We start from the raw sequence: 10,876 nt of genomic DNA on the forward strand, positions 1-10,876 counted from the left end.
GCAGCGTTCAAAGGTGCGCTTTGGAAGGAAACGTGGGTTTCGGCGCCGCGAGCGAGGCGGAGCAGGGCCCCGGTAGACTGGGCTGCCGTGCCAGAACCAGCCTCGACCCGTCCCCGCCCTGGAGCGGCAGTTGCGGCAGCACCGTCGTCGGCCTCGGCGGCGATGCTCGGGAGGCTCGCCGAGCTCGAGGCCCTGACGAAGGGGCCGGCTTGGGCGCTCACCCGGTCGGCACCCTGGGTCATCGCGGCACTCCAGACGGCCTTCACCCGTAACCGGCCGCACGTCGAGCTCGAGACCTTCCACGATGAGCTCGACGATTTCCTCGCCGAGCTCCGTGCCCGGGACGCGGCCACTGGAACGTCGAGCACGGCCGGGACGCTGAGCGGCCGCCTCGTCGCCGACGATTGGACCCGCCGCCGTTTCCTCGCGCGAAGGGCCCAGGGCGGCAGGATCGTGTACGAGCTCACGGAGGCCGCGGCCCGCGTGCTCGCCTTCCTCGAATCGCTCTCGTCGGATCGGTCAACCCTCACGGGATCGCGTCTGGGCACGCTCCTCGCCGACGTCGAGAAGCTCGCGCAGGAGACGAACCCGGACACGAGCGCGCGCGTCGAGGCGCTCGAGACTGAGATCGGGGAGCGGCGCGAGATGATCCGCGGCCTCGAGTCCGGGGATCTGGACGCCGCGCTCGATCCCGACAACGCCGTGGAGGCGGCGGAGAACATCCTCGACCTCGCGGCCGGCCTGCCCGCCGACTTCAAGCGCATGCGCGACCGCATCGAGGAATCGGTTGGCCAGCTCCGCAACCAGATCATCGAGGAGTCCCTCAGCAAGGGCGCAACTATGGCCCAGGTGCTCGAGGCGGACCGGCGGCTGCGCGAATCGAGCGAGGGGCGCACGTTCCGGTCCTTCACAGCGTTCCTCGAGAACCCCGAGCAGCAGCTCCGCTTCCGCTCGGCGATTGCGGAGGTGCTGTCGCGCGACTTCGCCGACCGGCTCGACGCCGAAGAGCGGCAGACGCTCCGCAACCTCGTCGCCGAGCTCCGCGACCAGCACTCCGAGATCCAGGGCATCTATGGCAAGCTCTCCGAGAGCCTCAACACCTACGTCCAGAGCGACGACTACCGGCAGTCCGTGCGCCTCCGCGACGCGATCCGGCAGGCTGAACGTGCCGTCCGCAAGCTCCCCTACCAACGCGAACAGCCCGCCTTCGCGCCCGCGCCCGAGCTGTACGGCGCAGAATTCGACTCCCTTGCGATGGTCAAGCTCTTCGACCCGGACGAGTACGTGGCGCCGCCCCGTCTCGCCGAGCCGATCAGGTTCGGCGAGGAGGACCGCGTCCGCTCGGCGCGCACCGGCAAAGCGAACGCGGCGGCACTGAGGCAGGCGTTCGACGTCGCCCTCGCCGCCGACGGCGGTCGCCTCACCGCGGGTGGGGTGTGGCGGGAGCTTCCCCCCGAGGAACGGCACATCAACACGATCCGAGCACTGCTCGGCGAGCTGCTGAACCGGGGCGCGACCTTCGGCGCCGAGGCCGGAGACGGCAGCGCAGCGTGGGAGGCGCTCGACTTCGAGCAGGTCGACGGTTCAGGGCGCCTCGCGTACGTGCCCGCCGTGGATCTCAAGGAAAGGGGAACTCGATGAGCGAGCCGGCCGAGGTGAATGCCGCCGCATTGTTCGACGGCGATACCGGCATCCTCCCGCTGCGCGTCCGCCAGGCCCTCGTGCGGCTTCTGAAGGGCCCGTACCTCGACGGTGCCCGCGACGAGCGCCTGTGGACAACGCTCGTCGACAGCCAGGACGTGCTGCGCTCGCGCCTGTCCGAGCTGTTCCTGAGCCTGCGGATCGACCATGCGCGGAAGATCGCCGTCGTCCGCCCTGTGGACCCCGAGCTCCTCGGAACCGCCTCGCGCGCGACCATCCTCCGGCAGCAGCGCGCCCTCAGCCGCGTCGAGACGATCCTCCTCCTGCGGCTCCGGCTGCTGCTCGATCGGCACACGACAGCCCAGACGGAACCGACGGTCACGCTCGAGGAGCTGGCCGACGTCGTCGCGCACTACCAGCCGGCCGACCAGCGGGACGCGCTCCGCGACGCCGACACCGTGGCCCGCGCCGTCCAGAAGCTGCAGGCGCGGCGTCTGCTCCTGCCGACGGGGCTCGACGACGTGTACCTCATCTCGAATGCCCTGCCGCTCGCGCTGCCGTTCGAGAACATCGGGGACATTGCGCGCCACCTGGAGGCCGTGGCGGAGGGCCCCGACTTCGGCGACGCGGGACCCGATTTCGGCGGCACGGGACCCGATCTCGGCGCGGACGAGGACGAGGACGAGGGCGACGACGACGGCACCGAGGAGCTTCCCCTATGAGCATCGCGACCATGCTCCCGATGGACGACCAGATCAACCCCGGCCAGTTCCGGCTGAGCCAGGTGCAGATCGTCAACTGGGGTACGTTCCACGGCGCCCACACGATGCACGTGGACCGCGCGGGAACGCTGCTGACGGGCAATTCGGGCGTGGGCAAGTCGACGCTGTTCGACGCGATCGCCCGCGTCTTCGACGCCCGTCCGCGCTCGAATGAGGCGGCCGCCGCCCGGACGGGCCAGAGCGAGGACCGCCGCACGACCTTCACCTACATGCGTGGGAAGGTCGGCGACGTCGCGGTCGGGGAAACTCAGGCGAGTGCGTTCCAGCGGCCGGGGGCAACGTGGAGCGCGGTGGCCCTCACGTTCGACAACGCGGCCGGAACCCGGTGCACGCTCACCGCACTGTTCGACCTTCCGAAGAACGGCACGGAGTCGAGCCTCGGACGCTTCTTTCTTCTCGACTCCGTCCCGCTCGACGTCCGGGCCCTCGAAGGCATCGCGGACCGGCGCTTCACGCGCGGCGCCCTCGAGGGACTGTTCACGGGCGCCCAGGTCTTCGACGTGCACAAGAACTTCGCCGAGCGCTTCCGTCGGCTCCTCGGCATCTCCTCGGACCAGGCCCTTCCTCTCCTGAGGGTCATCCAGGCCGGCAAGGGACTCGGCGGGAGCGTCAACAGCTTCTTCCGGGACCAGGTGCTCGACCCGCCGCAGACCCTCGCTGCCGCGGATCAGGTGGTCGAGGAGTTCAGCAACCTCATGTCGATCCGGCAGCGGCTCGAGGATGTCCGGCAGCAGCGCGACCAGCTCGCGCCCGTTCCGGGCCTCAACCAGCAGTACGCGCAGGCGCTCCTCGAGGCGAACCGCCTCCGCGACCTTTCGGGCGCCGCGTTCGATCATGTGCGCCAGCGCTTTGCGGTGGAGATCCAGGAGCGGATCTCGGCGCGGGCCGCTGACGCGGTGCAGTCAAAGGCCGCCGAGCTTGCCGCCGAGCGCAAGACCCGTGACGCGCTTGCGAAGCACCTGCGCGAGCTTGAGGCCGAGTACAGCAACGCGGGCGGCAACCAGATCAGCGCGCTCGAACAGCAGGTCGAGAACGCGCGGGTGGGCCTTCGGCTGCGACGCGAGGTCGAGGCCGCGGCGCGGCAGGGGATGGACGACGCCGGCCTTCAGCTTCCGTGGTCGGCCGAGGGCTGGGCGGCTGCCCACCAGGAGGCTGCCGCGGCGAGCGAGTCGCTCGAGGGAGATTCGGCTGCGCTGCGAGAGGCCCGCTTCGAGGCCTTCGACGCGCATGCGGCCGCGAAGCGGGATCTCGCCCAAGCCCGCCGCGAGCTCGAGTCGATGGCCGCGCGCAAGAGCCTGCTGCCGCCGTCGTCCGTGGAGAACCGATCCGCGATCGCGGAGGCGACCGGGATCCCCGAAGAGGCCATGCCGTTTGCGGGCGAGCTGATGGACCTCGCCGAGGGCGAGGAGCGGTGGCGGCCTGCCGCCGAGCGCGCGCTGCGGTCGCTCGCGACGACGATGCTCGTCCCCGGGGAGCACTTCGCCGCCGTGGTGCGGTACCTCGACGAGCACGCGATCCGGGGCGCTCTGCGGGTGGTCGACCTCTCGGTGGCCGTGTCGGGCGCGGCAGCGGCCCTCGACGACGTCCGCGGCGACGACCTCCTCACCAAGCTCCAGGTCCTCGAGGGGGAGGCGGGAACCTACGTCCGGGAGCGCATCGCGGTGGACTTCGCGTACCCGTGCGTGGAGGATCCCGAGGAGCTCGCGCGGCTCGACCGCGGGCTGAGCCTCGGCGGAGTCGTGAAGCGTCACCGCGGGACGGTCGAGAAGGATGACCGCTTCGCGTCCCGCCAGGACTGGGTGCTCGGCTTCGACAATGCGGCGAAGGTCGCTGACTTGACGGCGCGCATCTCCGACCTTGAGGCGACCCTCGAGCGGGCGGCCGAAGCAGCCCAGGCGAGCGAGGACTCGCATCAGGGCATGGCCCGCCGGCTCGAGGCACTGCGCCGCGTGGCCTCGGACCAGCGCGCGTGGGAGGAAGTGTCGGCGGCGGTGGCGGAGGACGAGCTCCGGCGCGCCGAGCGTCGGCTCGAGGACGCGCGCGCGGCGCAGGCGGACCTCGAGCCGCTCCGGGCGAAGGTCGAGGAGGCGCGGGCAGACCACCAGCGCTCCACCGAGACGGCTGCCGTCCTGCAGAGCGAGCACCGGCACCTCGACGCAGCGGCGACCGCCGCGAGCCGCCTCCTCGAGGCGGCTCGCGTGCGGCTCGAGGAGGCACCGCCGTCGGATGCCGAGGTCGAAGCCCTCGCGTCCTACTTCGAGCCAACCGCCGAGCTCACTGAACTGCACGCCCTGGACGCGCTCGCTTCCGAGGTCCGCGCCAGGCTCCTCGAGGAACTGCACGTTGCGGAGGGCCGCGGGCAGGCCGCGGCGGAGCGGCTCACGCGCATTTTCGAGGGGTTCGAGCGTGAATGGGGGCCGGGGGTGTCGGCCGACCACGGCGTGTCGGTCGCCGCGGCCGGGGCGTTTGAGGCGCGGTATCACGAGATCGTCTCGGACGGGCTTCCGGCACAGGAGGCCGAGTTCCGCAGGTTCTTCCAGCAGCGCACGCACGAGTCGTTCAGCACGCTCCTGCACCTCCTGGACGAGGAGCGGCGGGCCATCTCGGCCCGCATCCTGCCGCTGAACGGCATCCTCGGAGGAGTCGGCTTCCACGAAGGCAGCTACCTCGAGCTCGACATCAAGCAGACCGTCCCGGCCTCCGCGCGCCAGTTCAAGGACGCGATTGTCTCGGCGCTCAAGGCGCGGCACGCGGGCGACGGCGCGGGGTCACCCGACGAGGACGTCCTCACCGCGCGCTACAAGACGCTCGAGACCCTCGTGAAGCGCCTCGGCTCGCACTCCGCGGAGGACCGGCGCTGGCGGGCCGAAGTGCTGGACGTGCGCACGCACGTGTTCATCTCGTGCAAGGAGCACCGCGCCGTGTCGACTCCCGAAGGGGTGCGCGACGAGGTCTTCGTGCACTCGGACACCGGGAGCATGTCCGGCGGCGAGCGGCAGCGCTTCACCGCGTTCATCATGGCCGCCGCGCTCAGCTACCAGCTGGGGATCGCGGAGCAGGGCTTCACCACGTACGGAACCGTGATGATGGACGAGGCCTTCGTCCTGGCGTCCGAGGAGTTCGCGGGGGCCGGCATCTCGGCGCTGCACGAGTTCGGCTTCCAGCTGCTGCTCGCTGCGCCGGAGAATGTCATCGACCTCTCACGCCATCTGGGCTCCGTCACCGAGATCCTCCGCGACAAGCGCACCAACCGCTCGGGCCTGCTCGAGTCGTCGGCGGAAGGCGGTCCGGTCTCGCAGGCCAACCCGGTGGACATCGTCCTCCGCGCGCCGCTCGGCTGACAGGGAGCAATTTTTCAGCTTCCACAGAGTTTGCGCGCCTAGGTTGGGCCCGCGCGTCCCAGTGGCGCGCTGCGACGAACGCCGACCTGAGGAGCTGCATGCCGCGCACGCCCGACGCCCGGGAGGCGGGCCACCAGATCAGTGAGCCGTGGCACAACCTCTACGGACAGCTCGTTGCGCGCGACCGACGGCGCATGTTCCGCAGGCGACGGATCGTCGTGCTGTCGATCGCCCTGGTGATTGCCCTGGTGCTCGGAGGCGGCATCTTCGCGCTGACGACCTACCTCAACTTCGAGAACGGTGTCCGTCGGTCTCAGGCGCTCAATGGCGGAGCGGGGCTCGACCAGGACGTCAACATCCTGGTGATGGGTCTCGACAGCCGCCTCGACGAGAATGGCAATCCGCTGAGCCAGGAGGAGTACGACGCGCTCCACTCTGGCGATTCGTCCGACGGCGGGTACAACAGCAACGTCATCATGGTTCTGCATGTCCCGAAGGACGGCAGCCAGGCGACCGTCATCTCGGTTCCCCGCGACGACTACGTGGATCTCGCCGGCTCGCCCGATGGCGTGGCGCAGGGCAAGATCAAGCAGGCCTATGGGTATGCGATGGACGAGGCCATGACGAAGCTCAAGGCCGATCCGCAGGGCAAGACCGACTCGCAGATCTACCAGGAGGCCCGCGATGACGGCCGCAAGGCGGAGATCCAGACGGTCCAGAACTTCCTCAACATCAAGATCGACCACTTTGTGGAGGTCACGATGGGCGCGTTCCTTGACGTCGCCAAGGCGCTCGCACCGATCACGGTCTGCCTCCAGGAAGCCACGCAGGACACCTATTCGGGTGCGGACTTCAAGGCCGGAGTCCAGCAGCTGAGCGCGCAGCAGGCCGTCGCCTTCGTCCGCCAGCGCCGGGACACCTCCGGCTCCGGGGTGTCCCTCACGGACCTCGATCGCGAGCGGCGCCAGCAGGCGTTCATCTCCTCGCTCCTGACGCAGCTCAAGTCGAAGAACACGTTCACAGATCTCAACAAGGTCGAGGGCATTCTCAACGCCGTCAAGGACAAGATGGCGGTGGACCAGGGGCTCAATCTCATCGATTTCGGCCTCAAGGCCACCCAGCTCACATCGGGGCACATCAAGTTCGTCACGATGCCGATCGTGCAGTTCGGCACCTCGGATACCGGCGAGTCGGTGAACATCGTGGACAAGGCCGCGGTCCAGGCCCAGGTCGCCCAGCTGCTGTCCCCCCAGCCGACGCCGACGCAGGCTTCGAGCCCCGCGCAGAACTCAGGAGCTCAGAACTCAGGAGCCCAGAACTCAGGAGCCCAGGACTCAGGTGCCCAGAACTCTGGGCCCCAGCAAGCGCCGGCTCCGGCGCAGCAAGACTCCGCCGCGCAACAGGCGCCAGCCCATCCGTCGCCGTCGTCCTCTGCAACCTTCGACGCAGGCGACTGGTCGAGCGTGCTCCAAGGCGGGGGAGTCCCCTGCGTCAAGTAGGGGCTCGTTCACCTGTTCGTCGCCCGGGCGTCGCCTGAGCGTGGCCGAGCCTGCCTACAGTGCCCGAGTGGGCGGAAGCGTTCGACGGCGGTTTGTTGCCCTCGGCGACTCCTTCACCGAGGGCGTGGGCGATCGGAACCCCAACCTGCCCAACGGCGTCCGCGGCTGGGCGGACCGGGTCGCCGAGAAGCTCGCGAAGCACGAGAAGGGCTGGGAATACGCCAACCTGGCCATCCGGTCGAAGCGGCTCCGCCACATCATCGACGAGCAGCTCGAGAGGGCCCTCGCTCTCGAGCCCACGCTCGTCACCCTGTATGCGGGCGGCAACGACATCCTCGACCTCGGAACGGACATGGATCGGCTTCTCGAGGACTACACCGGCCTCGTGGACCGGCTGGCGGGGACCGGCGCAACGCTCGTGCTCTTCACGGGTTACGACGTCAAGGTCAACCCGCTGCTCGAGCCCCTGCGCCGGCGCAATTGGCAGTACAACGCGCGGGTGCGCGAGCTCGCGCGCGAACACGGGGCGGTCCTCGTGGACTATTGGTGCTTCGACGAGTACAACGACAAGCGCATGTGGGATTCCGATCGGCTGCACATGTCCACGGCCGGTCACAAGTTCCTCGCACGGCAGGTGCTGGCGCATCTCGGCGTGCCTACGTCGTTCAAACCGAAGGCCTGGGAGCCGCTCGAGCCGCGGAACGCGCGCGAGTGGCTCGCCGCGCAGCGGGAGTGGATGAGTGATTGGGTCGTCCCGCTCATCGGGCGGAAGCTGCGTGGGGTCACCCTCGGGGACTCCCTCCTCCCGCGGTGGCCAGAGCCCGTGAGGGTGCCGCGAAAGGGCGGCCTCCGCCGCTACGTGGTCGAGCATCCGGAGGTGCTGGAGGGGCGTAGGCTGGCCTAATGCCGTTGCCTGCCCTGAATCGTTCCGGCAATCTGAGCACGGCATGGCTGCTCGTCCTCGCCTTCCTCGCGATGACGGCCCCGTTTGCCACCGACCTGTACCTTCCAGGCTTTCCCCGCGTCCAGCAGGAGTTCGCCGCGACGGCTTCGGGCGTCCAGCTCACGCTGACCGGGTTCCTGATCGGCATGGCGTTCGGGCAGCTCGGATTCGGCGCCCTCTCGGATCGGCACGGCCGGATCGTGCCGCTCTTATGCGGCAACGTGCTCGCGCTGGCCTCGTCGGTCCTCGCGGCCGCCGCACCGTCCATCGAGGTGCTCATCGCGGCCAGGCTCGGTCAAGGGCTCGGCGGCGCGGCCGGCGTGGTGATCGCCCGAGCGATCATCGTGGACCTCACGCACGACTCCGAGACGGCCCGGACCATGAGCCTCATGATGACGGTGGGCGGGATTGCCCCGATCCTGGCCCCCTCCATCGGCGCCTTCCTTCAAGGGCCCTTCGGCTGGCGCGGGGTGATGTGGACGCTCGCCGGCCTGTTCGCGCTCATGATGTGCGCCGTTGCCCTCGTGTTCCGCGAGACGCGACCCCCCGAACAACGCCACGGCGCGAGCCTCCTCGGAGGCCTCGCGCAGGTGGCCCGCGTGCCCCGCTACCTCCTGTTCGCCGCCCTTTTCGCCACGACGTTCGCGGTCATGATGACCTACATCTCCGCGTCGAGCTTCGTGTACCAGAACGTCATGGGGTTCAGTGCAGTCGGCTACGGCCTCGCGTTCGGGCTCAACGCCGCGGGCCTCATCACGTCCGGCTACATCTCCTCCCGGCTGGCCCGCACGGTCGGGCCGCTGCGAACGGTCCGCGTGGCGGTCCCCACGCTGTTCGCATTCTGCGTTCTGACACTCGTCGTCGCGCTCCTCCCCGGCCCGCGCTGGCTGCTCGCCGTGCCGATCTGGCTCGCCGTCTCCACGGTCGGGTTCATCATGGGCAATTCGACTGCTCTCGCGCTGGGCGCCGTCCGGCACGTCTCCGGCAGCGGCTCCGCGGGTCTCGGCTTTGCCCAGTTCGTCTTCGGCGCGCTGGTGTCGCCGCTTTCCGGGATCGGCGGCGCGGACACGGCGCTCCCGATGGCGGTGCTGATGACGACGGCGGGCGCCGTCGCCACGCTGCTGCTCGCCTTGGCGTCCCGGCGAGCTCGCGTCCTAGCCCGCCAGCAGGAACGCGACGAGGCCGACGAGCGGCAGTGACGCCTGGCCGATCGCGCTCCTCCACAGCCGTGGCTCGGTCACGCTGAGCCACGGGCCGAGAAGCAGGTGTGCTCCCAGGGCGAAGAGCACGATGCCGGCCCCCGCGGGCTGCGCTGTCGGGCTGCCGGCGTTCACGAGCCAGAGGCCGATCGCCAGGCCGAGGGCCGTCACGATGTTGTACGCCCCCACGTTCATGGCCCACATGCGGACCGCTGATTCCTCGCCGGGCTCGATGTAGAACACCGAGTGGAAGCGCTGATCGCGGTGGAAGAAGATCTCGAGGATCCCCACGGCGGCGAGCGTGAGCGCGAAGAGTCCGGCGGCGAGCTGGGTGACGAGGTTCATGGCGGCCTCCTGGGCCGGGTCCCGATAAACTAGTCAGAAAGACTGACTAATTATGGGCTCGTCCGAAGCGGGAAGACAAGGGGTGGGATGGCCGCCGAAGACCTGAATATCGGCCTGTTGCTGCGCTTCCCGTACCGCGCGCTCGAGGATCGGATCTTCGCGGCACTCGCGCGGTCCGGCTTCGACATCACTCCGGCGCAGGCCAGGCTCTTCCGCCGCGTTGCCCCAAGTGGCTCCCGCGTGACCGATCTGGCAGAGCAGGCCAGAGTCACCAAGCAGACCGCGAGCGTCCTGGTCCAGGGTCTCGTGGAGGCCGGCTACGCTGAGCGCATCCCCGACCCGAAGGATGCCCGCGCGTCGCTCGTACGGGCCTCGGCGCGCGGTCTGCAGGCCGCGGCGGCAGTGGATGCCGAGATCGCCCGCATCGAGGCCGAGTGGAGCACGGCGATCGGTGCGGCCCGGTACGCCCGTCTTCGGCGCGACCTCGGGGATCTCGTCCGGCATCTCCAGACTTGAGCGCGCTACGCAACCGCAACCCGGCCGTCGTCGTCCGCCGCTAGACTCACCTCGACCGCCTCTCGCCGCGCGAAGGAGCACGACCATGACCACTTGGCGGATCCGGGACTTCCACTCCTCGGACCTCGACGGAATCCTCCACCTGTGGAGCGCGATGACCGAGTCCGGGATCGAGCCCGTGTACTCGCTCTCCGAGGTGCTCGCGAGCTGCCAGGCGGACTACGCGGTTGTAGCCGTCCACGGCGAGGAGCTCGTCGGAGCAGCGGTGGCACGCGCGGCGCATGAGCAGGGGTGGATCGTCTTCCTCGCGACACTGCCCGAGTGGCGCAGCCGCGGGATCGGTACGGCGCTGCTCGCGGCTCTCGAGCATCGCATGGCACCGCTCGGCCTCACGAAGCTCTCGGCCCTCATGCCGGACACGGAGACGCGGGTCAACGCCTTCCGGAACCGGGGCTTCAAGGACGTCAAGAACCTGAGGTTCTTCGAGCGGCAGATCCCGGTGCAGCGTGCCGAGCTCGAGCCGCTTGCGCAGCTCGGCGGACGGGTCCTCCCCAGGGACCTTTGGGAGAACGTGGCCGGAATGCAGCGCGAGAAGCAGCTGCTCGAGCGT

The 10,876-nt window shown here is 69.5% G+C and carries 9 protein-coding genes; 8 read left to right on the forward strand and 1 reads right to left on the reverse strand.

Annotated elements, in window-relative coordinates:
* The first annotated feature begins 162 nt into the window (after window positions 1-162).
* From ACTHL9_RS02725 to ACTHL9_RS02750, 6 genes are all read left to right on the forward strand, one after another.
* The gene (locus ACTHL9_RS02725) at window positions 163-1,641 is read left to right on the forward strand and encodes a DUF3375 family protein (RefSeq protein WP_440517152.1); all 1,479 of its coding nucleotides are present in this window, start codon (window positions 163-165) and stop codon (window positions 1,639-1,641) included.
* A complete protein-coding gene (locus ACTHL9_RS02730) occupies window positions 1,638-2,363 on the forward strand; it encodes a DUF4194 domain-containing protein (RefSeq protein ID WP_440517142.1) in 726 nt (241 codons plus the stop codon). The genes ACTHL9_RS02725 and ACTHL9_RS02730 overlap by 4 nt, the downstream gene beginning before the upstream one ends.
* Window positions 2,360-5,764, forward strand: coding sequence for an ATP-binding protein (locus ACTHL9_RS02735; protein ID WP_440517143.1), 3,405 nt, complete (start codon window positions 2,360-2,362; stop codon window positions 5,762-5,764). Before ACTHL9_RS02730 ends, ACTHL9_RS02735 begins: the two co-directional genes overlap by 4 nt.
* A gap of 98 nt (window positions 5,765-5,862) precedes the next feature.
* Window positions 5,863-7,263, forward strand: coding sequence for an LCP family protein (locus tag ACTHL9_RS02740; RefSeq protein ID WP_440517145.1), 1,401 nt, complete (start codon window positions 5,863-5,865; stop codon window positions 7,261-7,263).
* A 67-nt stretch (window positions 7,264-7,330) separates the two neighbouring features.
* Window positions 7,331-8,167, forward strand: a complete 837-nt coding sequence (locus ACTHL9_RS02745; protein WP_440517147.1) for an SGNH/GDSL hydrolase family protein — start codon at window positions 7,331-7,333, stop codon at window positions 8,165-8,167.
* Window positions 8,167-9,405, forward strand: coding sequence for a multidrug effflux MFS transporter (locus ACTHL9_RS02750; protein ID WP_440517148.1), 1,239 nt, complete (start codon window positions 8,167-8,169; stop codon window positions 9,403-9,405). Before ACTHL9_RS02745 ends, ACTHL9_RS02750 begins: the two co-directional genes overlap by 1 nt.
* On the opposite strand, the gene ACTHL9_RS02755 is transcribed toward ACTHL9_RS02750, so the two are convergent.
* Window positions 9,361-9,750, reverse strand: coding sequence for a DUF1304 family protein (locus ACTHL9_RS02755; protein ID WP_440517149.1), 390 nt, complete (start codon window positions 9,748-9,750; stop codon window positions 9,361-9,363). The genes ACTHL9_RS02750 and ACTHL9_RS02755 overlap by 45 nt on opposite strands.
* Before the next feature lie 87 nt (window positions 9,751-9,837).
* Between ACTHL9_RS02755 and ACTHL9_RS02760 the strand changes: the two genes are divergently transcribed.
* Both ACTHL9_RS02760 and ACTHL9_RS02765 read left to right on the forward strand, forming a co-directional pair.
* Entirely contained in the window at window positions 9,838-10,266 is a 429-nt protein-coding gene (locus tag ACTHL9_RS02760) for a MarR family winged helix-turn-helix transcriptional regulator (protein ID WP_440517150.1), read from the forward strand.
* 85 nt (window positions 10,267-10,351) lie between these two features.
* Window positions 10,352-10,876: GNAT family N-acetyltransferase (locus ACTHL9_RS02765; protein WP_440517151.1), on the forward strand; the 525-nt coding region annotated here is incomplete at its 3' end.

This window comes from Sinomonas sp., from assembly GCF_051955515.1.
Lineage (GTDB): Bacteria > Actinomycetota > Actinomycetes > Actinomycetales > Micrococcaceae > Sinomonas.

What these genes read in the sequence shown, in the direction of transcription:
- ACTHL9_RS02725 (WP_440517152.1), top strand. Translation starts at nt 163, where the DNA reads ATGCTCGGGAGGCTCGCCGAGCTCGAGGCCCTGACGAAGGGGCCGGCT.
- ACTHL9_RS02730 (WP_440517142.1), top strand. Translation starts at nt 1,638, where the DNA reads ATGAGCGAGCCGGCCGAGGTGAATGCCGCCGCATTGTTCGACGGCGAT.
- ACTHL9_RS02735 (WP_440517143.1), top strand. Translation starts at nt 2,360, where the DNA reads ATGAGCATCGCGACCATGCTCCCGATGGACGACCAGATCAACCCCGGC.
- ACTHL9_RS02740 (WP_440517145.1), top strand. Translation starts at nt 5,863, where the DNA reads ATGCCGCGCACGCCCGACGCCCGGGAGGCGGGCCACCAGATCAGTGAG.
- ACTHL9_RS02750 (WP_440517148.1), top strand. Translation starts at nt 8,167, where the DNA reads ATGCCGTTGCCTGCCCTGAATCGTTCCGGCAATCTGAGCACGGCATGG.
- ACTHL9_RS02755 (WP_440517149.1), bottom strand. Translation starts at nt 9,750, where the DNA reads ATGAACCTCGTCACCCAGCTCGCCGCCGGACTCTTCGCGCTCACGCTC.
- ACTHL9_RS02760 (WP_440517150.1), top strand. Translation starts at nt 9,838, where the DNA reads ATGGCCGCCGAAGACCTGAATATCGGCCTGTTGCTGCGCTTCCCGTAC.